This window comes from Caulobacter sp. SLTY, assembly GCF_009905535.1.
Lineage (GTDB): Bacteria > Pseudomonadota > Alphaproteobacteria > Caulobacterales > Caulobacteraceae > Caulobacter.
The window spans coordinates 88,833-111,864 of the sequence record NZ_JAAALA010000011.1 but is presented as its reverse complement, the minus strand read 5'-3'; the positions used below and the strand labels follow the sequence as shown (position 1 = coordinate 111,864).

General features: G+C 69.2%; 25 protein-coding genes and 2 tRNA genes. 11 read left to right on the top strand and 16 right to left on the bottom strand.

Going from position 1 to position 23,032, the window contains the following annotated elements; translation table 11 throughout:
* The first annotated feature begins 64 nt into the window (after window positions 1–64).
* On the top strand, window positions 65–2,743 hold the full coding sequence (locus GVN21_RS08680) for a DUF2339 domain-containing protein (protein WP_166574324.1): 2,679 nt from the start codon (window positions 65–67) through the stop codon (window positions 2,741–2,743).
* Window positions 2,744–2,900: 157 nt separating this feature from the next.
* Window positions 2,901–2,976: transfer RNA gene (locus GVN21_RS08675), tRNA-Asn, on the top strand.
* Between the two features lie 25 nt (window positions 2,977–3,001).
* On the opposite strand, the gene GVN21_RS08670 is transcribed toward GVN21_RS08675, so the two are convergent.
* Window positions 3,002–3,505 (bottom strand): cell envelope biogenesis protein TolA, encoded by a 504-nt coding sequence (locus GVN21_RS08670; RefSeq protein WP_166574323.1) that lies wholly within the window; start codon window positions 3,503–3,505, stop codon window positions 3,002–3,004.
* A gap of 134 nt (window positions 3,506–3,639) precedes the next feature.
* Between GVN21_RS08670 and GVN21_RS08665 the strand changes: the two genes are divergently transcribed.
* The gene (locus GVN21_RS08665; protein WP_166574322.1) at window positions 3,640–4,296 is read left to right on the top strand and encodes a DUF1275 family protein; all 657 of its coding nucleotides are present in this window, start codon (window positions 3,640–3,642) and stop codon (window positions 4,294–4,296) included.
* Here GVN21_RS08665 and GVN21_RS08660 read toward each other — a convergent pair.
* From GVN21_RS08660 to kynB, 4 genes are read right to left on the bottom strand one after another with little or no spacing between them, the layout of a single operon-like run.
* A complete protein-coding gene (locus tag GVN21_RS08660) occupies window positions 4,275–5,051 on the bottom strand; it encodes a glucose 1-dehydrogenase (protein ID WP_166574321.1) in 777 nt (258 codons plus the stop codon). The two genes, GVN21_RS08665 and GVN21_RS08660, sit on opposite strands and share 22 nt — an antisense overlap.
* Window positions 5,051–5,491, bottom strand: coding sequence for a VOC family protein (locus tag GVN21_RS08655; protein ID WP_166574320.1), 441 nt, complete (start codon window positions 5,489–5,491; stop codon window positions 5,051–5,053). Before GVN21_RS08655 ends, GVN21_RS08660 begins: the two co-directional genes overlap by 1 nt.
* Before the next feature lie 11 nt (window positions 5,492–5,502).
* Window positions 5,503–6,729 carry a kynureninase gene (kynU, locus tag GVN21_RS08650; protein ID WP_166574319.1) on the bottom strand — a complete coding sequence of 409 codons (1,227 nt, stop codon included), beginning with the start codon at window positions 6,727–6,729 and terminating at the stop codon, window positions 5,503–5,505.
* Window positions 6,726–7,358, bottom strand: coding sequence for an arylformamidase (gene kynB / locus GVN21_RS08645; protein WP_166574318.1), 633 nt, complete (start codon window positions 7,356–7,358; stop codon window positions 6,726–6,728). Before kynB ends, kynU begins: the two co-directional genes overlap by 4 nt.
* A 187-nt stretch (window positions 7,359–7,545) precedes the next feature.
* On the opposite strand from kynB, the gene GVN21_RS08640 reads away from it, so the two are divergent.
* Both GVN21_RS08640 and GVN21_RS08635 read left to right on the top strand, forming a co-directional pair.
* Window positions 7,546–8,619, top strand: coding sequence for an efflux RND transporter periplasmic adaptor subunit (locus tag GVN21_RS08640; RefSeq protein WP_166574317.1), 1,074 nt, complete (start codon window positions 7,546–7,548; stop codon window positions 8,617–8,619).
* A complete protein-coding gene (locus tag GVN21_RS08635; RefSeq protein WP_166574316.1) occupies window positions 8,616–11,882 on the top strand; it encodes an efflux RND transporter permease subunit in 3,267 nt (1,088 codons plus the stop codon). The genes GVN21_RS08640 and GVN21_RS08635 overlap by 4 nt, the downstream gene beginning before the upstream one ends.
* 111 nt (window positions 11,883–11,993) lie before the next feature.
* Here the strand turns inward: GVN21_RS08635 and GVN21_RS08630 are convergent, their stop codons facing one another.
* From GVN21_RS08630 to GVN21_RS08620, 3 genes are all read right to left on the bottom strand, one after another.
* Entirely contained in the window at window positions 11,994–12,842 is an 849-nt protein-coding gene (locus GVN21_RS08630) for a neutral zinc metallopeptidase (RefSeq protein ID WP_166574315.1), read from the bottom strand.
* A gap of 113 nt (window positions 12,843–12,955) precedes the next feature.
* On the bottom strand, window positions 12,956–13,501 hold the full coding sequence (locus GVN21_RS08625) for a hypothetical protein (protein WP_346764234.1): 546 nt from the start codon (window positions 13,499–13,501) through the stop codon (window positions 12,956–12,958).
* Window positions 13,498–14,061, bottom strand: coding sequence for a tetratricopeptide repeat protein (locus GVN21_RS08620; RefSeq protein ID WP_166574314.1), 564 nt, complete (start codon window positions 14,059–14,061; stop codon window positions 13,498–13,500). Before GVN21_RS08620 ends, GVN21_RS08625 begins: the two co-directional genes overlap by 4 nt.
* Before the next feature lie 73 nt (window positions 14,062–14,134).
* On the opposite strand from GVN21_RS08620, the gene GVN21_RS08615 reads away from it, so the two are divergent.
* Window positions 14,135–15,133, top strand: a complete 999-nt coding sequence (locus GVN21_RS08615; protein ID WP_166574313.1) for a D-cysteine desulfhydrase — start codon at window positions 14,135–14,137, stop codon at window positions 15,131–15,133.
* The gene (locus tag GVN21_RS08610) at window positions 15,134–15,790 is read left to right on the top strand and encodes an amino acid racemase (protein ID WP_166574312.1); all 657 of its coding nucleotides are present in this window, start codon (window positions 15,134–15,136) and stop codon (window positions 15,788–15,790) included.
* Here GVN21_RS08610 and GVN21_RS08605 read toward each other — a convergent pair.
* From GVN21_RS08605 to GVN21_RS08595, 3 genes are read right to left on the bottom strand one after another with little or no spacing between them, the layout of a single operon-like run.
* Window positions 15,787–16,179, bottom strand: a complete 393-nt coding sequence (locus tag GVN21_RS08605; protein ID WP_166574311.1) for a GFA family protein — start codon at window positions 16,177–16,179, stop codon at window positions 15,787–15,789. The two genes, GVN21_RS08610 and GVN21_RS08605, sit on opposite strands and share 4 nt — an antisense overlap.
* A complete protein-coding gene (gene tauD, locus GVN21_RS08600; protein ID WP_166574310.1) occupies window positions 16,176–17,030 on the bottom strand; it encodes a taurine dioxygenase in 855 nt (284 codons plus the stop codon). Before tauD ends, GVN21_RS08605 begins: the two co-directional genes overlap by 4 nt.
* 53 nt (window positions 17,031–17,083) lie before the next feature.
* Entirely contained in the window at window positions 17,084–18,511 is a 1,428-nt protein-coding gene (locus GVN21_RS08595; RefSeq protein ID WP_166574309.1) for an MFS transporter, read from the bottom strand.
* A 126-nt stretch (window positions 18,512–18,637) separates the two neighbouring features.
* Between GVN21_RS08595 and GVN21_RS08590 the strand changes: the two genes are divergently transcribed.
* A complete protein-coding gene (locus GVN21_RS08590; RefSeq protein ID WP_166574308.1) occupies window positions 18,638–19,225 on the top strand; it encodes a hypothetical protein in 588 nt (195 codons plus the stop codon).
* Between the two features lie 67 nt (window positions 19,226–19,292).
* Window positions 19,293–19,499: a hypothetical protein gene (locus GVN21_RS08585; protein ID WP_166574307.1), complete on the top strand. Its 207-nt coding sequence runs from the start codon at window positions 19,293–19,295 to the stop codon at window positions 19,497–19,499.
* A gap of 31 nt (window positions 19,500–19,530) precedes the next feature.
* On the opposite strand, the gene GVN21_RS08580 is transcribed toward GVN21_RS08585, so the two are convergent.
* Window positions 19,531–20,166: a glutathione S-transferase gene (locus tag GVN21_RS08580; RefSeq protein WP_166574306.1), complete on the bottom strand. Its 636-nt coding sequence runs from the start codon at window positions 20,164–20,166 to the stop codon at window positions 19,531–19,533.
* A 24-nt stretch (window positions 20,167–20,190) separates the two neighbouring features.
* A tRNA-Leu gene (locus GVN21_RS08575) sits at window positions 20,191–20,275 on the bottom strand.
* Between the two features lie 201 nt (window positions 20,276–20,476).
* Here GVN21_RS08575 and GVN21_RS08570 point away from each other — a divergent pair.
* Both GVN21_RS08570 and GVN21_RS08565 read left to right on the top strand, forming a co-directional pair.
* Entirely contained in the window at window positions 20,477–20,992 is a 516-nt protein-coding gene (locus tag GVN21_RS08570; protein ID WP_166574305.1) for a DUF2975 domain-containing protein, read from the top strand.
* Window positions 20,992–21,240, top strand: coding sequence for a helix-turn-helix transcriptional regulator (locus GVN21_RS08565; protein ID WP_166574304.1), 249 nt, complete (start codon window positions 20,992–20,994; stop codon window positions 21,238–21,240). The genes GVN21_RS08570 and GVN21_RS08565 overlap by 1 nt, the downstream gene beginning before the upstream one ends.
* On the opposite strand, the gene GVN21_RS08560 is transcribed toward GVN21_RS08565, so the two are convergent.
* The 3 genes from GVN21_RS08560 to GVN21_RS08550 are packed head-to-tail and all read right to left on the bottom strand — an operon-like array spanning window position 21,237 to window position 23,027.
* Window positions 21,237–21,731 (bottom strand): MarR family transcriptional regulator, encoded by a 495-nt coding sequence (locus GVN21_RS08560; RefSeq protein ID WP_166574303.1) that lies wholly within the window; start codon window positions 21,729–21,731, stop codon window positions 21,237–21,239. The genes GVN21_RS08565 and GVN21_RS08560 overlap by 4 nt on opposite strands.
* 14 nt (window positions 21,732–21,745) lie before the next feature.
* On the bottom strand, window positions 21,746–22,753 hold the full coding sequence (locus tag GVN21_RS08555) for a fumarylacetoacetate hydrolase family protein (protein WP_166574302.1): 1,008 nt from the start codon (window positions 22,751–22,753) through the stop codon (window positions 21,746–21,748).
* 10 nt (window positions 22,754–22,763) lie between these two features.
* The gene (locus tag GVN21_RS08550; RefSeq protein ID WP_166574301.1) at window positions 22,764–23,027 is read right to left on the bottom strand and encodes a hypothetical protein; all 264 of its coding nucleotides are present in this window, start codon (window positions 23,025–23,027) and stop codon (window positions 22,764–22,766) included.
* Between the last annotated feature and the right edge of the window lie 5 nt (window positions 23,028–23,032).

Genomic DNA, 23,032 nt, shown 5'->3' with positions numbered 1-23,032 from the left:
GGCGTCCCCCGAGCCCAGGATCGAGCGACCCAATCCCTGGCCGCCGCTGGAGCCGCCGCCTCCCGTGACGCCCCCTCCGCGGCCCCCGCCGTCGATCGACCTGGGCGCCCTGCTCGCCGAGAAAGGCCTGGCCTGGCTGGGCGGCGGCGGGCTGGTGCTGGGTGGCGTCTTCCTGGTCGGCTACGCGGCCCAGCAGGGCCTGCTGACGCCGCTGGTGCGCCTGGTCATGGCCATCGCGCTCGCCGGGGCGATGCTGATGGCCTCGGAAGTCCTGCGTCGCCGGCCGGGGCCGCGTGGCCAGCAGCTGGCCTCGGCCGTGCTCGCCGGCGCGGGCGCCAGCACCCTCTACGCTACAGTCTGGGCGGCCCACGCCCTCTATGACTTCATCGGCGCCGGCCTCTCCGGCGGCCTGCTGCTCGCGGTCTCGGGCGGGTTGCTGGCCCTGTCGACCCGGCGGCGCGAGCCCCTCGCCCTGATGGCCCTGTTCGGAGCCCTGGCGGCCCCCTTGCTGACACGGCCGCAGGACTGGAGCGAGCCGGCGTTGTTCCTCCATCTCCTGGCGGTGGCCGCGACGGGTGTCGTGGTCGGTGCTCGGCGGGGCTGGGGGGCCAGCGTGCTCAGCGCCGTCGCCGGGGCCCTGATCCTCAATTTCGTCACGGCGCCGGACGCCGACACCTGGCGCCTGACGCTGGCGCCCCTGGCCCTGGCGGGCCTGGCCTTGGCTTACCGGTCCAGGGTGAACGCGGCGATGGTCCGATACGCGGACGCCGTCCTGCCCTGCGGCCTGACCCTGGCCAGCTTCTCGGCCATGGTCCTTTTCCTCCACGCCGCCGACCCTGTCGCGGTCGCCGCTGGGTGCGCGACGGCCGTGATCCTGGGCGCCTTGGCGGCCGAGGCTGTCCGGCGCGGCGGGGGGCCGTCCTGGCTGCTGGCGCCACCGATCGCCGTGCTGGTGGCGGGCCTGACCGGGGTCATCGCCTATGCGCCTTCCGAGACCCTCGAACTGGCCCGCGCGGCTGCGGTCCTCGCGGCCATTCCGCTGGTCCTGATCGGCCTGCGCGCCCTGGAGCCCCAGCGGCGGGACAACCCCATCCTGGCCATCCCGCCCGTCGCCCTGCTGCTGCTCGCCGCCGCCGCGGGGTTCGGGCTGAAGAGCCCGGCCGCCGCCCTGCTGCCGCTGGCGGCCGGGGTCCCCGCGGCATTGGCGGCCGTCTGGCTGCATCGCAGGAGCCCCGGTCCCACCGCCGATCTCCACCTGGACGCCTGGGCCCTCGCCGCCGCCGCAACCCTGTTGATGGCGATCCGCCAGTCGGCGCCGCTGGCCGCCCTGCCGCCCGCCTTCGCCGGCGCGGCCCTGCTGCTGGCGCTGCTGCAACGCCGCGTCGGCTGGCGCGCCCTCAGCCTCGCGGCCATGGCCGCCGCCGGCCTCGCCACCGCCTCGGGCCTAGCCCCCGAATCCGTGGAAGCCGCCCTCGCCGGCCCCGGCGGCGCGGGCCTCGGTCTGGTCGCCAGCCTCTCGGCCGCAGGGCTGACCGCCCTGGCCGCCTGGCGGATCGCGCCGGCCCCACCCTTCGGCGCCACGCGCCAGGTGCTGGGCGCCGCCGCGGTGGCCCAGGTCCTGATCGGCGCCTTTCTGGCCCTGCGCTTCGCCGCCTCGGGTGACCAGCCGGCCATCGGCCCTCTGATGGAGAGCGCCCTGCGCACCTTGCTGCTTGCCCTGGCCGGCGGCTCGGCCTTGCTGGCGCTCCGCGACCTCAGGGGTCTGATCGTTCGGGTCGGCCCGCACCTGCTGCTCGGCGCGGCGGCGCTCCATGCCCTTTGCGGTCCGATGACGATCCGTAACCCCTGGTGGGGACTGTGGAGCGAGGCGGTCGGCCCCATCCCCCTGATCAATATCCTGCTCCTTGCCTTCCTGGCCCCGGCCGCCGTCTTCGGTGTCGCCGCGACCCGGCTCTATCGCGCCGGGCGGCCTCTCGGCGGCCGCATCTACGGGGCGATCGCTGCGGTCCTCGCCCTGACCTGGGCGATCCTTGAGACCCGCCGCCTGTTCCATCCCGTGGACCTGGCCGTCGGCGCGACCAGCTTCGCCGAGATCTGCGCCCTTGGGCTCATCCTGCTGCTCGCCCCGCCGATCCTGCGCCGGGTCGGACCTCAGGCCGCCCGCGCCGACGCCCGCCGAACGGCCGAGGTCGCCGGCCTACTGGCGCCGCCCTTCGTGCTGATGCTGACGGGGCTGTTCTTCTGCCCCTGGTGGGGCGCGGCGGATACGCCGCTCGGCCCGCCGGCAATTTCCTTCGCTCTGCTGGCCGGGGTGGTCGCCCTGTCGGCCTGGAACGGCGCCGCCCTCCGTGACGCGGCCCGGGAGATCGGCCTGACGGTCGCCGGGCTCCAGGCCCTTCTGCTGACCACCCTCGCCGTCCGATGGCTGTTCGAGCCGGCCATGGCCGGGGGCCGAATCGAGAGCTTCGAATCCTGGACCTATTCGGCGGCCTGGGCCCTGTTCGGCGCTGGCCTGCTGGCCCTGGCCTCGGCGTGGCGCGAGCGAGCCCTGCGCTGGTTGTCGCTGGCTGTTCTGCTGACCGTCGCCCTCAAAGTGGTGCTGATCGACATGGCCAGCCTGGACGGCGTGACCCGCGCCGCGTCCTTCCTGGTGGTCGGCGCCCTGATGGTGGCGGCCGCGGTCATGGCCCGCCGCCTGGGCCGCCCGACCGGGGATCAGGGCGAGAAATTCACCAATGATTAACCATGTTTGCCGACCCTCACGCCGTCTTCCTTGAAGACACCCCACCATCAAAGACTTTGAACAGCCCGGCCTCACCGCCGGGCTCTTTTTTTCCGCCGCACACGGCTTGCACCGCCGCCGCCCCCGGCGTATACGCCGCCTCCTTCCGAAGCGATGTTCCTCGGTAGCTCAGTTGGTAGAGCAGGCGGCTGTTAACCGCCGGGTCGCAGGTTCGAGTCCTGCCCGGGGAGCCATCGGAAGGCTTCCACACATCGCAGATCAGTCAGAGGCCTTTCGGTAGGCCGCTCTCTCGGCCTCGACGGCTGCCCGGGCCATGTCGACCTCGGCATCATGGAGAGCCCGGGCCTTCGCCAGCCGTTCGCGCGCGCCCGCAACTTCGGCCTCGAGCCGCGCCAGCTCCGCCTCCCCCGCCCGCTCGGCCGCCTTCAGCGCCGCCTCGGCCTTGTCGAGCTTGGCGCGACTAACCTTCTTCGGGGGCTTGGCGCCCTTGCCGGCCGCCTTCAGCGCTTCGGACCAGTCACTGTCCGCCGGCCCGGCCTTGAACCGACCCTTGCCACCCTTGGGCCGCTTTAACGGCTGGCCCGGAGAGGCCGTCGCGGCGTCGACCATCGCCGAATCGGTGGTCACCCCGGCCTGTCCCTGGGCGAACAGGTCCTGATGGACGCCGAACGCCTCCAGCGCCGCCTTCTGGTTGGGCGCCGCCACGATCCAGTCGTTCAGGCCGTCAAGTTCGGCCGTGTAGGTCTTCAGGCGGCCAGCCATGATGGCCCTCGCTTGGTTCCCGCCGGGGACCCCGACGGGGCGCTAACGCCGCGGATCGGCGAGCGTTCACCAGGGTGAGCGACCAGGCCGACTCCCGCTAGGTTGGAGCCGGTTAATCGCCTGGGGCGAACTTGATGCATCACCACAGCCGCCCGCTTCGCGCGCTGGCCATCGGCCTGTCATCCCTGGCCGGGTTTATCGACGCGATCGCCTTCCTCGGTATCGGCGGCTTCTTCGTTTCCTTCATGAGCGGCAACTCCACCCGCCTCGGGGTCGGCCTGGCCCTGGCGCCCGGAGCAGCGGCGACCGCCGCGGCCTTGATCGGTGCGTTTGTGGTCGGGGTGACGACCGGATCGCTCATCGGTCATCTGGCGGGGCGGCATAGGCGGACGGCGGTGCTGGTGCTGGTCGCCACAGCGATCATCCTGGCCGCCCTCCTGCGACCCTCGGCATCGCCCCTGGTGGCGGCCCTCATGCTCGCGGCCGCCATGGGCGCCGCCAACGCCGCCTTCGAGCGCAATGGCGAGGTCGCCTTCGGGGTGACCTATATGACCGGCGCCCTGGTCAAGCTCGGCCATCGCCTCGCGCTGGCCCTGCGGGGAGGCGAGCGATGGTCCTGGCTGCCTTACCTCCTGCTGTGGTCAGGCCTGGCGGGCGGGGCGTGGGCTGGGGCCCTCGCCTACAGCCGGATGGGCTTCGGCGCGGTCTGGCTGGCCGCCGCCTTCGCCGGGCTCTTCGCGCTGGCGGCGGCCTGGCTGGACCGGGCGGATCAGTCCACCGCCACCGTATAGTTCAGCGCCAGCCGGCCGCCGTCCGGATACAGGGTCTGGCCGGTGAAGTAGCTGGCATCCTCGCTGGCCAGGAACACCGCCACCCGGCCGATCTCTTCCGGCTCGCCGAACCGCTTGAGCGGCGTGCGCGACAGGATGCCTTTGGCGGCGTCGGGACTGGTCATCACGCCCTTGAGGATATCGGTTGCGATGGTGCCCGGACCGATGGCGTTCACCCGGATGCCGTGCGGCGCCAGCCCCAGGGCCATGGCCTTGGTCAGCTGGTTGATCGCCCCCTTGCTGGTCACGTAGGCCAGCTGGGCGGGGATGGCCATCACCGCGTTGATCGAGCTCATGTTGATGATCGCGCCCTTGACCTTGGCCTCGACCATCCGCTGGGCCACGGCCTGACCGATCACGAAGGCGGCGCGCAGGTTCACCGACACCACCCGGTCGAAGTCCTCCAACTTGGCCGTGAGAATGTCGCCCGCCGCCAGCACCCCGGCGTTGTTGACCAGGATGTCGATGGTCCCGATGGCCAGGGCCGCTTCGGCGACCGCCTCGCGCGCCGCTGTTGCATCGGCGATGTCGCAGGCCAGCCCGGCGACCTTGCGGCCGGTCTCGGCGGCGATCTCGCCCGCCGCCGCCGCCGCACCCGGCCCGTCTATATCGAGCAGCACCACGTCCGCCCCCTCGCGGGCGAACTCGCGGGCGCAAGCCAAGCCGATGCCATGCGCCCCGCCGGTGACCAGCGCCTTGCGGCCGGCGAGCTTCATCACCAGGCCCCGACGTTGGGCATCGAGGCCCAGGGCTCGGCCGGCGCCAGCCGGTCGCCCTTCTGCAGCAGTTCGATGGAGATGCCGTCCGGCGACCGCACGAACGCCATGTGGCCGTCGCGCGGCGGACGGTTGATGGTCACCCCGCCGTCGGCCAGCCGCTGGCAGGCGGCGTAGATGTCGTCGACCGCATAGGCCAGGTGGCCGAAGTTGCGGCCGCCCTGGTAGTCCTCGGTGTCCCAGTTGTAGGTCAGCTCGACCATCGGCGCCTTGCGCTCGCGGGCCATCTCCACATCGTCTGGCGCGGCCAGGAAGACCAGGGTGAACCGCCCGCCGGCGTTCTCCACCCGCGACACCTCGGCCAGGCCCAACTTGGCGCAGTAGAAATCGAGGGCGGCGTCGAGGTCTTTCACCCGGACCATGGTGTGCAGGTATCGCATGAGGGTCTCCTTCAGGTCACCGCCGCGCGCTGGCGGAAGCGGGGCTGGTCGTACTGGGCGGTCGCCACCACCTCGCCGAGGATGTCGGCCGCGCGGGCGACCTCGGCGAAGCTGAGCGGCAGGGGCGAGAAGCCGAAGCGGGCGATGTCCGGATCGCGGAAGTCGCCGATCACGCCTCGGGCGATTAGGGCCTGGACGATGGCGTAGCCGTCCGGGTGGGCATAGCTGACGTGGCCACCGCGCAGGCCCGCCTCACGGGGCGTGACCAGCCGCAGCTCGGCCGCCGCCGGCCCCGCTTCGACGCGGCGGATGAAGAGGTCGGTCAGCGCCGCCGCCTTGGCCCGGATCGCCCTGGCGCCCGCCCGCGCGGCGATGTCGACGCCGCACTCCAGCGCGCTCACCCCCAGCACCGGCGGGGTGCCGCAGGCGAACCTTTGGATACCCAGCGCCGGGTCATAGGCGTCCTGGAAGGTGAACGGCGCCTGGTGGCCCATCCAGCCGGACAGGGGCGAGACCAGCGTCTCCTGATGCCGCCGCGCGACGAACAGGAAGGCCGGCGCCCCCGGCCCTCCGTTCAGGTATTTGTAGCCGCAGCCCACCGCCAGGTCGGCGTTGCAGCCGTTCAGGTCCACCTCCAGCACCCCGGCGCTGTGGCTCAGGTCCCAGATCACCAGCGCGCCCACGGCCTGGGCGGCGGCGGTCAGACGGGTCATATCGCGGATGCGGGCGGTCTTGTAGTGGGCGTGGCAGAGGACCAGCACCGCAACATCCTCACTCAGCGCCGCCTCGATCGCCTCGGCCGGGCGCAGCTCCAGCCGCCGCCCCTGGCCCAGGGTCCGCACCGCCCCTTCGAGCATGTAGAGGTCGGTCGGGAAGTCCCCCGGCTCCGACAGCACAACCTTGCGATCCGGCCGCGCCTGCATCGCCGCCACGGCCAGCTTGAACAGGTTGGCCGAGGTCGAGTCGGCGACGATCACCTCCCCCTGCCCCGCCCCGATCAGCCCGGCGATGGCGTCGCCCACCCGCGTCGGAGCCCCCATCCAGTCGTGGTCGTTCCAGCCCCGGATCAGGCTGACGCCCCACTGGGTCTCCACCACCTCGCGCATCCGCGCCCTGGCCGCCTTGGGCAAAGGCCCCAGCGAATTGCCGTCGAGATAGATCACCCCCTCCGGCAGCTCGAACTCATCCCGAAAGCCGGCCAGCGGATCGGCGGCGTCCAGTTCCGCGGCCTCGCTCATCGCGCCAGCTCCCGCAGCACCGCCCGCACCGGCGAGGCGTCCAGCCCGACCAGCGGCAGCGGCAGGGCGATCAGCTCGTAATCCCCCGGCGGCGGCTCGGTCAGCACCAGCCCCTCCAGGATCGCCATCCCCCGCGCCGCCACCGCCCGGTGCGCGTCCATGGTCTTGGACGTCTCCGGGTCAAGCGACATGGAGTCGACCCCGATCAACCGAACGCCATGGTCAGCCAACAGGGCGATGGCCTCCGGCGACACCGCCTTGAAATCGCTGTCCCAGGCGTCGTGCGGGAAGTCGTCATAGGTCCGCAGCAGCACCCGGGGCGGCGTGCCGTCCAACAGGCCCTCCAGATCGACCGCCTCGACTCGCGCCCCGGCGCCCCGCGCGTCGATCAACCGGCAGGGCCCCAGATAGATCTCCAGATCGACGCCCTCGGCCGTCGCCCCTCCCGCGTCATAGTGAAACGGCGCATCCCCATGGGTGCCGTTGTGCGCGGAACTGGAGAACCGGCCGACATTGACCGGCACGCCCGGCCCCATGCTCCACACCCCCTCGCTCTCGAACGGCGTATCCCCGGGCCAGTGCGGCATGCCGGGGCGAAGGGGCTGGGTGATGTCCCACAGTCGGCTCATGACGGCGCTTATGGGACCGTACGGCGCCGATGGGAAGCGTGGCGGCCACGACTGGACGGATCGGTCCATCCTGTCTCGAAATTCATTTGCCCGAACCCCGGTCTCCAGCATATCAGAACAGTGTTTAGATTACTGTTGGGGATCAGGCGCTCGCGGCGCGACGGCTGCGCGCGCCCAAGGGCGAGCGATGAAGATCAAACAATCCTACCTGGTCGCGGCCGGGATCATCGGCTTCGTGCTGCTGTTGTTCATCGTGGTCGGCCCCCTGATGTCCATGGGCGCGGAGAAGAAGAAAGCCGAGGCGCCGAAGGCCGCCAACAGCGCCCTGCTGGTCACCACGCAGTTGATCGAGCCGACCATGCGTCCCTCGACCACCCTGCTGCGTGGCCGCACCGAAGCCAACAAGGCGGTGGTCGTGCGGGCCGAAACCGCCGGCCCGGTGATCTCCACCCCGACCCCCGAGGGCGCCTTCGTGCGCAAGGGGACCATCCTGTGCCGGATCAGCGTCGACGCCCGCCAGGCCTCGGTCGACCAAGCCCGCGCCAACCTGAAATCCCGCCAGCTCCAGAAGCAGGCCTCCGAACGACTCGCCGCCCAGGGCTACCGCTCCCAGACCCAGGTGCTGCAGGACCAGGCCAACCTCGACTCCGCCCAGGCCAGCGTTCGGGCCGCCGAGGTGCTGCTGGAGCAGGTCAACGTCCGCGCGCCCTTCAGCGGCGTGTTCGACCGGCGCGACGCCGAGGTCGGGACCTACCTGTCGCCCGGCGCTGCCTGCGGCACGATGATCGAGTTGAACCCCGTGCTCATCGTGGTCGATATCCCTGAGCGCCTGACCAGCCAATTCCGGGCCGGCGACGCGGTGGTCGCCACTCTCTCCTCCGGCGAGCAGTTGACCGGCCGTGTCCGCTCCATCGCCCGTGACGCCGACGCTCAGACCCGCACCTACCGGGTCGAGATCCAGGCCCAGAACCCCGGTATGCGGGCCCGCTCCGGCGTCTCGGCCGACGTGCGCGTGACCGCAGGCGTCGCCCCGGCCCACCTGATCCCGCCGGCCGCGCTGGTGCTCGGCTCCGACGGCCGTCAGGGCGTCCGCCACGTCGTGGCCGATAACCGGGTGGCCTTTATTCCGGTGGAGGTGATGGACGAGACGCCGGAAGGCGTCTGGGTGCGCGGCATCGACGGGCCGATCCAGCTGATCACGGTCGGCCAGTCCTTCGTCGGCGAAGGCCAGAGCGTCCGCACCAAGGCGACCGCCCGATGATCGACGCCCTGATCGACGGCGCGATCAAGCGTAGGAAGGTCGTTCTCGGCATCGCCGTGATCGCCAGCCTGTTCGGCTTCATCGCCTATCTGAACCTGCCCCGGGAATCCAACCCCGACATCCCGGTGCCCTTCGTCGGCATCACCGTGCCCTACCCTGGCGTCTCGCCGGAGGACGCCGAGCGCCTGCTGGTCCGTCCGTTGGAGACCGAGCTCCAGTCGCTGGAGGGGCTGAAGGAGATGAACGCCGTCGCGGTGCAGAACGCGGCGATCGTCTACCTGGAGTTCGAGGTCAACTTCAACAAGGACAAGGTGCTGGAGGACGTCCGCGCCAAGGTCGACATGGCCCGGGGCCGCTTCCCGCCCGATGCTGAAGAACCGATCATCAGCGAGAACAACGTCAACGATAACCCCTTCATCGGCATCATGCTGTTCGGGGCCGCGCCCGAGCGCACCCTGTTCCAGACCGCCCAGGAACTGCAGGACCGCCTTGAGGCCCTGCCCGGCGTGCTGCGCACAGAGGTCGGCGGCGGCCGCGAGGAGTTGCTCGAAGTCACCATCGATCCGGTCAAGATGGAGGCCGCCAACGTCTCCGCCACCGAACTGGCCCAGGTCATCGCCCGCAACAACCAGCTGGTCCCCGCCGGCAACCTGCGCACTGACAAGACCGAGTTCGCGGTCAAGGTGCCGGGCGTCGTCGAAGGCCCTGAGGACATCCTGGCCCTGCCGGTGAAGCGCAACGGCGACCGGCTGATCACCGTCGGCGACCTCGGCGAGGTGCGCCGCACCTTCAAGGAGCCCAACCGGATCAGCCGCTTCAACGGCCAGCCGACCTTCGCCATCGATGTCATCAAGCGCTCCGGCGCCAACGTCCTCGACAGCGTCAAGCAGGTGCGCGAGGCGGTCGCCGAGGAGCAGAAGCGGTGGCCCTCGACCATCCAGGTCGACTACACCTTCGACGAAAGCGAGTTCATCGAGCGCAGCCTGACTATCCTGGAAAGCGGGCTGATAATCGCCACCATCCTGGTGATGACCATCATCGTGGGCAGCCTGGGCGTGCGTCAGGGGCTGATGGTCGGCATCTCCATTCCGGTCTGCTTCATGATCGGCTTCCTGCTGCTCACCGCGTTCGGCCTGACCCTCAACCAGATGGTGATGTTCGGCCTGGTGCTGGCGGTGGGGATCCTGGTCGATGGCGGCATTGTGGTGGTGGAGTACGCCGACCGGAAGATGGCCGAGGGGCAGGACCGCGCCCAGGCCTTCGCCGCCGCCGGCAAGCGGATGTTCTGGCCGGTGGTCAACGGCACCCTGACCACCCTCTGCGCCTTCGTGCCCTTCCTGTTCTGGAACAGCATCGCCGGCAAGTTCATGAGCTTCCTGCCGATCACCCTGATGATCGTGCTCAGCGCCTCCATCTTTGTGGCCCTGATCTTTACGCCGGCGTTCGGCTCGATCTTCGGCCGCAAGCAGGGCGTCGATCTGCATCACCTGGAAGAGATCCGGAAGTCCGAGCAGGGCGACCCCCGTGAGATGTCCGGCTTCATGGGCTGGTACGCCCGCGTCCTCTGGTGGTCGGGCCATCACCCCATGCGGGTGACCGGCGTCGCGCTGGCGGTGATCGCGGTGATCGTGGTGGCCTTCTCGATGAAGGAGCACCGGGTCGAATTCTTCCTCGACGAGGATCCGGAGTACTCCTCCGTTTACGTCAAGGCGCGGGGCAACCTGTCCGCCGAGGCGGCCAACACCCTGGTCGCCGGGGTCGAGCAACGGCTGGCTGGGATCAAGGGCATCGAGTCCATCTACGTCTCCGCCGGCAAGTTCAGCGGCGGCGGCGGCTTCGGCGCCCCGCCGGCCGACAGTATCGGCCGCATCCAGATCGACTACGTCGACTTCGAGGAGCGCAAGGAGCTGGGCGTCCGCGGCAAGGACATCACCGACGAGATCCGCAAGCGGGTCGCCGACGTGCCCGGCGTACTGACTGAGGTGCGGCTGCCTCAGGGCGGTCCGCCCCAGGGCAAAGATATCCAGGTCGAGCTGCGCGGCGACCCCGTCGCTCTCAACCAGGCCGCCGACCTGATCAAGGCCAAGCTGGAGGCTGACCCGCAGCTTATCGAGCATGAGGACAACCGCGCCTCGCCCGGCATCGAGTGGAACATGACCATCGACCGCGAGGCCGCCGGCCGCTACGGCGTCGACGTTTTGTCCGTGGGCCAGGCGCTGCAGTTCGTCACCACCGGGGTACTGGCCGGCCGCTTCCGGCCCGACGACGCCGAGGACGAGCTGGACATCCGTGTCCGCTTCACCCCTGAGGCCCGCAACCTGGCGGCCTTCGAGCGACTGAAGATCACCACCCCGTTCGGCCCGGTCCCGGCCAGCTACTTCGTCAAGACCACCCCGACGCAGCAGGTGACCAGCATTCAGCGCCGTAACGCCCAGCGCATGGTGATCCTGCAGGCGAACACGATCGACAATATCGCCTCCAACCAGAAGATCGCCGAGCTGAGGCCCTGGCTGGAAAAGGCGCAGATCGACTCCAGCGTCCGCTGGAAGTTCGTCGGGGCGGACGAGGAAAACCAGGAGGCCGGCGCCTTCTTCATCGGCGCCATGGCCGCCACCCTGTTCATGATGGGCGTGATCCTGCTGTGGCAGTTCAACAGCTTCTACGGGATCTTCGTCACCCTCTCGGCGGTGATCCTGTCGACGATCGGCGTGCTGCTCGGCATCGTGGTCAACTTGGCCAACACCTTCGACTTCATCTCGATGCTGATGGTGGGCACAGGCATTGTTGCCCTAGCGGGGGTGATCGTCGGCCACAACATCGTGCTGGTCGACACCTTCTACCAGCTGCGAAGGCAGGGTTATGAGCCTGACGAGGCGGCCATGCGCTCGGCGGTCCAGCGGTTCCGGCCGGTCATGCTGACCACGGTGGTGACGGTCGTCGGCCTGCTGCCGCTGATGTTCCAGCTGCACCCCAACTTCCGGGGCTTCCACTTCGAGTACAAGGCGCCGGGTTCCGAATGGTGGGTCCAGCTGTCTGCCTCGGTGGTCTGGGGCCTCAGCTTCTCCACCCTGCTGACCCTGTTCATCACCCCGGCCGCCCTGGCGGCGCCCAAGACCCTCGTCCGCCGGTTCAAAAACATCTACCTCCTGCTCCGCGGCCGCCAACGCTGGGCCGACCGGGTGCGCCAGGGCGACGATGTCCGCATGGACATCAAACCTGACGATGAGGATGTGGTGGGGCCGGAGTTGAAGCCGGCGGGGTAGGCGTTGTTTAGTGAGGGCGCGTCGCGCCCTCACCGCCCAACCGCCCTCACCCCCGTACCACCGTCATCCTCGGGCTTGTCCCGAGGATGACGGCGGAGAGCTACGTGACCCCTACAGCGTCGCCGCGCTGAACGTATCGCAGGCCACCGGGTCGCCCGCTTCATACCCCCGCCGGAACCAGCGCATCCGCTGCTCCGCCGAGCCATGGGTGAAGGCGTCGGGCACCACCCGACCCTGCGTACGCTTCTGGATCGTATCGTCCCCGACCGCCGAGGCCGCGCCCAGCCCGTCGCTGATGTCCTGGGCGTTGAATTGGATCCGCCCGTTGGCCGCCCGCGCGGCCCACACGCCGGCGTAGCAGTCGGCCTGCAGCTCCAGCCTTACAGCGCCGGACTCTTCACCGCGCATCCCCATCCGTTGGGCCTTGTCCATCGCACCCTGGAGGTTCTGGACGTGGTGGCCGACCTCGTGAGCGATCACATAGGCCCGGGCGAATTCGCCGCCGGCTCCGAACTTGCTCTCCAGCTCAGACCAGAACGACAGGTCGAGGTATATCTTCTGGTCCGCCGGACAGTAGAAGGGCCCCATCGCCGCCTGCCCGGTCCCGCACCCCGTGCCGGTCGCCTGATCGTAGAGCACCGCCGCGGCCGGCGGCTGATACTTCTGGCCCGAGGCCGAGAAGATCGCCGTCCAGACATCGGTGGTCGAGGTTTCGATAACATCCACGAACTGCCCGGCCTCATCACCTGGCGTGCCGCGCGCGCCCTCCTGCACCGGCGCCCCACCGCCGGCCCCGCCGACGATCGACATCATCTGCTGAGGGTCGATGTCGAAGACGAACACCCCGATCAGCACCGCCACGATGCCGACCACTCCGATGCCCCCGGTCGCGGCGCCGACGCCGCCCATGCCCCGACGATCCTCGATATTGCCGCCCCGCCGACCGCCGCGCCATTCCATCTCAGATCTCCCCAGCCGCTCACGCGCCCTAAGAGGCCCCAATCGGCGCGGCGCGTCCAGAGGAACGCGGTTACCGGTCAGTTGATCCTCCTCACACTCGTCTGGAGAGGGGACTACTTCCGCGTCACCGTGAACCGCACCAGCATCTTCGCCGGCGCATCCCATTCCGGGTCCAGCGCCTGGGCCTGCCGATAGTCGGCCCAGGCTCCTGTCGCATCGCCGATGCCTTCCTTGGCCAGGGCTCGGTTGAAGTAGGCCTTGGCGGGCTCATCGACGCCCAAGGTCAGCCCACGGTCGATTTCCGCCAGCGCCCCGGCGTAGTCCCGGTCCGCCATCCGCAAGACGCCCCGATTGACGAACGCTTCGCCAAGGTCCGGCTGCAGCCGGATCGCCTCCTCGAAGTCGCGGGCGGCTGGGCCATAGGCCTTGGCGCGCATTCGGATCACCCCGCGGTTGACCAGGGTGCCGGCGCGGTCACGGGCCGCCAGCCCCTCAGCCAATGCGCGGGTGCAGATCTCCAGCGAGGCGCGATCCGACCGGCCGGCGAACGCCGCCTTGGAACAGGCCGGCGCCAGCCCCTCGCCCAGCACCAGCACCGAGGCGCTGGCGGATCCCGCCGCCAGCATCCCCAGCGTCACCGCCAGCAGGAGGGTCCTCACCGCCGGGTGACCGAGAACCGCGTCAGCTGCACCTGCGGCGCCTGCCACTCGGGGGCCAGCTCGACCGCCTTCTGGTAGGCCAGGTAGGCGTTCTTCGGATCGTTCATGCCCTCATAGGCGATCGCGCGGTTGAACCAGGCCTTCTCCGGCTCGTCGACTCCGAGGGCCATGCCGCGATCGATCTCCGACAGCCCTTCGGCATAACGGTTCTCGGCAATCAGGCTGGCGCCCCAGTTGACGTAGGCCTCGCCCAGGTCCGGATCGAGCTTCAGCGCCTCGGCGAAGTCGATGCGGGCGTCGTCATACGACTTGCGTCGCAGCTTCAGGATGCCGCGGTTGACGAAGGTGCCGGCCCGGTCGCGGGGTCCCATGGCCTGGGTCTCCAGGGCCTGGGTGCAGGTATCGATGGACTTGAGGTCCTTTCGATCGCTCAGCGCCGCCTTGGAACAGGTCGTCGCCAAGCCCTGGCCGAGCACCAGCGAGGCGCCCGAGGCGGGAGTCGAGATCAGAATGGAAGCGGCCGTCATTGCGGCGGCGGCGAACGCGATTTTACTGGGCATTGTGTTTCCTCCCCAGCGTTCGAGTTATGACCATCTCGACCATACCACGTTTCGCAGAACACGGGATCACGAAATGAACCTCACTCGCTTTCCTCGCGCCCGGTTCGCCCACCTTCCGACACCGCTGGAGCCGGCCCCACGCCTGGGCGCTGAACTCGGTATCGAGCTGTGGATCAAGCGTGACGACTGCACCGGCCTGGCGGGCGGCGGCAACAAGACCCGCAAGCTGGAGTTCCTGCTCGGCGAGGCGCTGGACGCCGGAGCCGACGCCCTGATCACTCAAGGGGCTGTTCAGTCCAACCATGTGCGCCAGACGGCCGCCGCGGCCGCCCGCTTCGGCCTGGCCTGCGAGGTGATTCTGGAGGATCGCACCGGCGACCAATCGGCCGAGTACGTCGGCTCGGGCAATGTGCTGCTCAACCGGCTGATGGGCGCCACCATGCGCACCGTCCCAGCCGACACCGATATGAACGCTGCCATGGACGATCTGGCCGCTAGGCTGAAGGCGGAGGGAAAACGCCCCTACATCATCCCCGGCGGCGGCTCGAACAGCACCGGCGCCCTTGGCTATGTCGACTGCGCCCTGGAACTGGCCGCCCAGGCCAATGCCACGGGCCTGAAGATCGACCGCCTGATTACCGCCACCGGCAGCGCCGGCACCCACGCAGGCCTCGTCGCCGGCTTCGCGGTCAGCGGCGCCGACATACCGATCCTCGGAATCGGCGTCCGGGCGCCCAAGGAGAAACAGGAATTCAACGTCCACAAGCTGGCTGTGGAGACCGCCGCCCGGCTGGGCCACGAGGGCCGCGTCAAACGTGAACAGGTGATCGCCGACTGCGACTACGTCGGCGCCGGCTATGGCCTGATCGACCACGGCGTGACTGACGCCTTGAGCCTCGCCGCCCGCACCGAGGGCCTGCTGTTCGACCCGGTCTATACCGGCAAGGCGCTGAAGGGCCTGATCGCGCTGGCCAAGGCCGGCGTCTTCAGGGGCGAGACGGTGGTCTTCCTCCACACCGGCGGCGCCCAGGGCCTGTCCGGCTATCACCACCAGCTGGAGGCGATGCTCTAGATGAAGGTGCTGGGCGTCCTAGGCGGCATGGGGCCCGCCGCCACCCTAGACTTCCTGGCCAAGCTGCAGGCCGCCACCCCCGCCTCGCGGGACCAGGACCACATCCGCGTCCTGATGGATCTGAACCCCCAGGTGCCTGACCGCAATGTCGGCGACGGCGCGGCCGGCCCGGTCCTCGCGGACATGGCCGTCCGCCTGCGCCAAGCCGGCGCAGAGATCCTGGCCATGCCATGCAACACCGCCCACCTCCACACGGAGGAGGTTCGCCAGGCCAGCGCCCTCCCCCTTATCGACCTGATCGACGTGGCCATCTCCGCGACCGGCGGCGCCCGCCGTGTCGGCGTCCTCGGCACCCGCCTGGCCCTCGACCTTTACCGCGACCGCCTGACCGAAGCCGGCCTGGAGCCGGTCCTGCCGACGAACGAAGCCCAGGACGCCTTCATGGCCGTCCTTTACCGCATCAAAGCCGGCGAGACCGGCCCCGCCGTCCACGCCCTCATGGCGGCCTGCGCGGGCGGCCTGGAGCAGCAGGGCGCCCAAGCGGTTATCGCAGGCTGCACCGAAGTCCCCCTGGTCCTATCCCCCGCCGACCTCGCCGTCCCCTTCATCGACGGTTCCGCGGAACTGGCGAAGGCCTGCGTCGCCGCCTGCCGCTAATCCCACCGTTCCTCGATCCCGTGCAACTCCACCCACGGGTGCGCCCGGTCCTCGTAGACCGTGCGCTTGGGCGCTGGGAAGCTTGGATCGGCGAAGGCGCCCACGGCCACGGCGACCAGACCCGGCATCTCCTCGTTCCGCCACAGCACCGTCGTGCCGCAGCTCTGACAGAACTGAAAGGCGGCCCGGGTGCCCTCGTCCCCCACCCGCTCGAAACGCCCGCTCGGTCCCTCCACGCGCACCTGCTCCTGGGCGAACCGCGCCTGCACCCCAAAGGCGCTGCCCGTCCGCTTCTGGCATTCCAGGCAGTGGCAGACGCTTACCCGCGCCGGCTCGCCCTCGCAGTGGGCCTTCAGCCCGCCGCAGCAGCAGCTGGCCGTCCGGATCACGCCTTGAACACCGGCTTGTCGCCCAGCACGGTCGCCCGCGTCATGATCCGCCGGTGGGGCAGGAAGTCGTCGACGGCCCGGTGCTGGGTGTTGCGGTTGTCCCAGAAAGCCACGTCGCCCGGACGCCAGCGCCAGCGGACTACGAACTCCGGCTGCTGGATGTGGTTGTTGAGGAAGGCCATCAGCGCCTTCGACTCCTCGCGCCGCAGCCCCTTGATCCGCCGGGTGAACACCGAGTTGACGAAGATGCCGGGCTCCCCGGTCTCCGGATGGCTGCGGATCACCGGATGGGTGACCGGCGGGTTAGCCGCCACCGCCTTCTCGTACTTTTCGCGCCCTGCCTGGGATCCCGCCAGCCCGTCGGCGGTGAAGGCGTAGGAGAAATCATGAACCGCTTCCAAGCCTTGCAGGAACGTCTGCATCGGCTTGCTCAGTGCGTTGTAGGCCGCCGTCATCGAGGCCCACATGGTGTCGCCGCCGACCGGCGGCAGCTGCCGCGCCGCCAGGATCGAGCCCATCGGCGGGGTGTCGATGAAGGTGACGTCGGTGTGCCAGAAGTTGTTGTCGGTGGGATTATCGACGTGATTGTCGATGATCATGATCTCCGGGTGGCCCTCGTCCCGGTCATAGAGCGGATGGACGTGCAGGTCGCCGAACCGGGCCGCGAAGTCCCGCTGTTGTGTGGGGGTGAAGTCCTGCCCCTCGAAGAAGATCACCTGGTGCTTCAGCAGCGCCGCCCGGATGTCGCCGACCAGGTCGTCGCTGGCCCGTTCGGCCAGGTTCACCCCCCGAAGCACCGCCCCGATGGCCGGCGACAGCGGTTCGATCTCCAGGACGTTCGAGCGGGTCATGACGGCGTCTCCCTTGGTCTTTTGGGCACTATGGGCCGGGCGGCGGCGGCGCGCTACTTCGGCTTCAGGGGCTCGGTGTGCGGCGCCTCGGCGCTCCAGGCCGGCGACAGGCCGACGTTGGGCAGGGGCTCGGCGCCGGCCCGCTCGTCCTCCTCCCCGTCTCGCTCATCCAGCCGGCGGCGGATCTCGTCGTGAGCAGCGGCGTCCAGCTTGTGGCCGCTGATCAGCCAGGCCGCGATCAGGCCCATGGCGGCCGGCGCCAGGGTGAACAGCAGGCCCAGCACCGTTACCGCCTGCTCGCTGTTGGCCGTGCCGGCCTTGGCGTCGAAGCCGACCGCGGTGAGAATGGCCAGGGACCCGGACACGGCGATGGTAGTGCCGATCTTGATGGTGCCGCTGAGCAGGGAGAACAGCATCCCCGACTGGTCGACGCCGGTTTCCAGCCGCACCTCGTCCCGCACATCGGCCATCATCGAGCGCAACAGGATCGACCCCGCCCCGAACGGCAGCCCGGCCAGGAACATCAGGGCGATCCGCGCGCCGTCATTGTTGGGCGCGACCAGCACCAGGACCTGGAAGAAGGCGTAGATGACCGCCGCCGTGGTCAGCGCCCGATGCTTGCCGATCCGCTTGGCCAGCAGCGGCCAGATCGGCGCCCCGACCAGCCCGCCGACGAAGTAGAACAGCAGGAAGGCCGCCGCCTCCCCCCGGTCGATGCCGTAGGCTGCCTGGTAGTAGAAGAACAGCAGGGTGCCGGCGAGCGTCGGGGCCGTGCCCAGCAGGATGTCGGTCCCCAGCAGCCGCAGCACGTTCGGCCGGCGGATCATCGCCCAATAATGCTGCCAGCCGGCAACCTCGCCTGAGCTGCGGACGGGCGGCTCCGGCAAGGACTTCAACGCCAGCAGCACGGTCGGCGGCAACAGCCCGATGACCAGCCAGCCCATCACCTGCACACCCAGGGCGTCACTGCCGCCCAGCTTGGCGACGATCACCGGCAGGGTCAGGATGACCAGCATGCCGATCAGGGTCATCGCCTGCATCCAGCCGTAGACGCGGGTCCGTTCGCTGTATTGCGGCGCGGCCTGCGCCACCCAGGCCATGGCGCCCAGCTGGCCCATCGACTGGCCGATCATGGCGAAGATCATCCAGCCCAGGATGTAGATCGGGGTAATCCCCGGCTCGGCCATGAACAGCATGTAGAGGCCGATCATGGCGATCGGGACGCCCGCCACCACCCACGGCCGGAACCGCCCGAACCGCGTCTCCACCCGGTCCATGACCAGGCCAAGCGCCGGGTCGAAGGCCAGGTCGAAGATCCGCATGGCCGCGAAGGCCCACATCACCCCCGACAGGCTGACCCCCAGGTCGGTGGCGTAATAGTTGGGAAGGTAGAGCGTGACCGGCAGCATCATCGCGGTCAGCGGGATCGACAGGCTCGCGAAGCCGGCGAGCCGCCAATTGCTGTGTCGTTCCGTAGCCATCAACGCGTTTCCCCACTTTTTGGGGTCATGTTGAACGGCCGTTTGACCCCCGGCAAGCGGCGAACCCCCTTTTCGGGCGAGGCGGGCGGAGATGGCCCCGCGCAACCTCACGTTCGGGGGGCTTCAATGACGATCACCTATGCCAAGCGACAGACCGCCTTCGATCGGGAGGAGCACCAGTGGCGGGTCGAGCCGGACGCGCTGATCTGGGTCCGGCCGGGGGGCGAGAGCCTGACAGCGCCCTGGCGCGACGTGGTCGCCGTCCGCGCCGCTTTCGCCCCGACCCGCTGGAAGCCTTGGCGCCATGTGCTGGAAATCGCCAGCCGCCAGAGTCCGCGCCTGCTGATCGACAACGCCCACCTGCGCGGGGTCGGCGACTTCGAGGACCGATCGGAGGCCTTCAGCCGGTTCGCCCTGGCCTGCATCGCCCGGATCGAGGCGGCGGCGCCGACCGCGCGCGGCTGGCTCGGGGCCGGCTGGACCGCCTATCTCGCCCAGGCGGCTTTCGCGGGCGCGGGACTCTTGCTGGCGGCGATTGCGCTGCTGGCGCTCCCTTCGGCGGTTGGCGGAACAGTGCTGCTCAAGCTGGCCCTGATCGGCGCCATGCTACCTCTGGCAGCGGTCTGGCTGGTAAAAACACGGCCACGCTCAGCTCCACTCTACCCTGCCGCCTTCCTGGCCGGACTGCCGGAGGGCGCCAGCAAGTATTTGTAAACCATGAATTTTTCGGGAACCCGCTGACGTTGAGTTCATTCCTTCTACGTCGATTAGAGGCAACACCATGTCTGCGGATCATCCCTTCCTCAATCCGGACGCATTCGAACGCCTGCGCGAGCAGATGGCCACCGCCGCGGCGCTATGCACCGACGACCAACTCCTCATCCTGGCCGACAGCCTGCACGATGCCCGCCGCCGCCGCCGGGAGCATCGACACAACGAGGAGCGAAGCTGGCGTCCGGCTGAGTCGGCCATGGCAGGAACGATCTGACGGGGCGCAAGAGCGCGGCGCAGGTTGGCGCTCAGGCGTTGAGCCACTCGGTCAGCCCCTCCCGACGACAAACCGCGACGAACCCCGGCCGCGCTCGCATCCGAGTCACATACGGCCCCAGCCGGGACCAGCTCGTCGCCGGGCGCTCCATGTTGCGCGACCAGCGCATCAGCATGGTGGCCAGGAGGTCCACAGTGGTGACCATTTCGCCCAGCAGATACGGCCGCCCGTCGGCCAGCATCCCGTCCAGTCGTTCGAACGCCCCTTCGATCCGTAGCCGGGCCAGCGCCTGCACGGCGGCCGCGCCGGCCGGATCCCCGTCCTTCTCGGCGTAGAACCAGTCCCGCATCGCCGGCGACAGGGTGTTGGCCACGAAGACCATCGCCTCCATCCAGGCCGCGCGCTCGGGCGCCCCTACGGCCGGCGCGAACCCGCCCTGTGGATGCCGCTCGGCCAGCAGCATCAACAGCGCGGCCGACTCGCTTACCGGCCGGCCGTCCACCACCAGGGTCGGCACCCGCCCTGACGGATTGAGCGCCAGGTAGGCCGCCGATCGCTCGGCCTTGATGTCCACCGCCTCGGCCTCGAATGGAACGCCAAGCTCGATCAGCATCCAGTGCACGGCCAGGCTGGCCGTGCCGGGGGCGTAAAAGAGGGTGTAGCTCATGAAGGCCCCCGATCCCGACCCGCCTGGTGCCCCCGGTCGGGCTCGAACCGACACTCCTTGCGGAACCGGATTTTGAGTCCGGCGCGTCTACCAATTCCACCACAGGGGCTCGCGTCGGCGGGATCGCGAAGGGGCCGCAATCTAGCGATGGCGGGCGCGGCGTCAACGCGTGAAACGGAGGGTCCGGGACCCGGCAACGATCAGGGCCCCACCGTCGACAGCTACCGAGACATATCGCCTTACAATAAATTCACTATCGTTTTGCGATATAATTTGTATTGTCTGGCGATAACATTCTGAAGGGATTTCCATGTCCGCCATCTCGACGCCCACCCTGGGACTGTCCCGGGTGATGCTGAAGATCTTCATCGTCCTCAACGTGATCGCCGGCATCGGCGTCGCGCTCGGCCTCGTCGGCAGCTTCATCTTCGAAGTCGGGCTGATGGACTACTACCGGGAGCGGGTGATCGATGACGGCCTAGTGATCCTCGCCTTGCGGGGGATCCTGCTGCTGGCCATTCCGTTCTTCGCGGCGATCTACGTCCTTCTCACACGGCTGCTGGCGATCGTCGAGACGGTCGGGGCCGGGGATCCCTTCGTGCCGGAGAACGCGGCCCGTCTGAAGACCATCGCCTGGTGCATCCTGGTGATGCAGGTCTTCAACCTGGCAGCCGGCGCCTTCGCCGCTGTCATCAAGTCCGCCGACGCCCATATCGATTGGGACCTCGACTTCAACGGCTGGCTGATGGTTGTGCTGGCTTTCGTCCTTGCGCGGGTCTTCGAGGAAGGGACGCGGATGCGCAACGACCTGCAGGCGATGATCTGATGGCCATCGTGATCAAGCTGGACGAAGTCCTGCACGACCGCCGAATGACCCTGACCGAATTGTCGGCGCGGGTCGGGATAACCCTGGCCAACCTGTCGATCCTCAAGACCGGCAAGGCCAAGGGCATCCGCTTCGGCACTCTGGAAGCCATCTGTGAAGCGCTGGACTGCGAGCCGGGCGACCTTATCGAACGGGACCGGACCAGGCCGCCGACCAAGGACGAAGTCGACGTGGAGGCGTCGACCTAGCCTCCCTGCCCCGACAGCCGCGCGGCCGCCCCCTCCAGCCGCACCAGCAACCGCTTGAGGGTGGCCACCTCACTGGGCGCCAACCCGGCCAACAGGGCCGCCTCGTAGGCCTTGGCAAGCGGCGCGATCTCGGCGTGCAGGCCCCGGCCCATCGGGGTGAGGCTGAGAAGGTGGCTACGACCATCGGCGGTGTTGGCGTCGCGGGCGAGCAGGCTGCGGGCAACCAGCTCGCGGGCGGCGCGGGAGACGCTGACCTTGTCCATCACCGTGCGGGTGACGACCTGCTGCTGGGTCATGTCACCCTCGGCCAGCACCGCCATCACCCGCCACTGCGGGATGGTCAGGCCAAAGCGGTCCTCATATGCCCTGGCGATCAGCCGGGAGACACCGTTCGAAGCTACCGACAGCCGGAACGGCAGGTAGTCGTCGAGGGTCAGGTCGGTGTCGGCCGCCTCACCGGGGGTCGGGGCCAGGGACAGATGGGCCGCCACGGGCCGCCTCCTCGTCACGCGGGCGCCACTGTCTGTTCGATGGCGCCGAAGATGGTGTGGCGGCGCGCATCGCGCATCTCAATCCGCACCGTATCGCCATGGCGCAGGAAGGGCGTTTTCGCCTCGCCGTTGAGCAGCGTCTCCACCGTACGCACCTCGGCGATGCAGCTGTAGCCCAGACCCCCTTCGGCGACAGGCTTGCCCGGGCCGCCCTCGGCGTCGCGGTTGGAGACCGTGCCCGAGCCGATGATCGTGCCGGCGCCGAGGTTGCGGGTCTTGGCGGCGTGGGCGATCAGGGTCCCGAAGTCGAAGGTCATGTCGACCCCGGCGTCCGCCTCGCCGAAGGACTGGCCGTTCAGCTCGACCTCCAGGCGGCCGTGCAGCTTGCCGTCCTTCCAGGCCTCGCCAAGCGCATCAGGCGTCACCGCTACCGGTGAGAAGGCGCTGGCCGGCTTGGACTGGAAGAATCCGAAGCTCTTGCCCAGTTCGCCGGGGATCAGGTTGCGCAACGAAACGTCGTTGCACAGCATGACCAGCCGGATGTGGCCGAGCGCCTCTTCCCGCGTCACGCCCATCGGCACGTCCCCGGTGATCACCGCGATCTCGCCTTCCAGGTCACAGCCCCAGGACTCGTCCTTCAGCGGGATCGCATCGCGCGGCCCCAGGAACCCGTCCGAACCGCCCTGGTACATCAAGGGGTCGGTCCAGAAACTGTCGGGCATCTCCGCCGCCCGCGCCTTGCGCACCAGGGCCACGTGATTGACGTAGGCCGATCCGTCCGCCCACTGATAGGCGCGCGGCAGGGGGCTCATGGCGTCATGCTCATGGAAACGCTCGCGCGGCACCCCGCCGACCTCCAGGCTGGCGGCAAGGGCCTTGAGGATCGGCTCGCACCGCTCCCAGTCGTCGAGCGCCGCCTGCAGCGTCGGCGCGGCGGCGGAGGCGTCGAAGCACCAGGCCAGATCGTTGGACACCACGACCAGCTTGCCGTCACGGCCGGACTTGAGGGAGGCGAGCTTCATGGGCGTTTCCTTATGGCTTCTTGATGAGGCGACTGACCCGCGCCCCTTGGTCGTAGCGTGACGGACCGCCGAACACGGCCACCTCGCAGAGAATGTCACCGCCCTCGTCGGCGGCCCAGATGTAGTTCCGCTCCACCTGCACCTCGCGCCCGGCCGGGGACAGGCCTTCGAAGGTGTCGCCCCAGGGGGTGATTTTCGAGAGGTCTCGCCAGGAGAGCGTCAGGGCGCGGCTGAGTTCATCCTCGGCAAAGGCTTGAAGGTCGGGATCGGTCACCACGC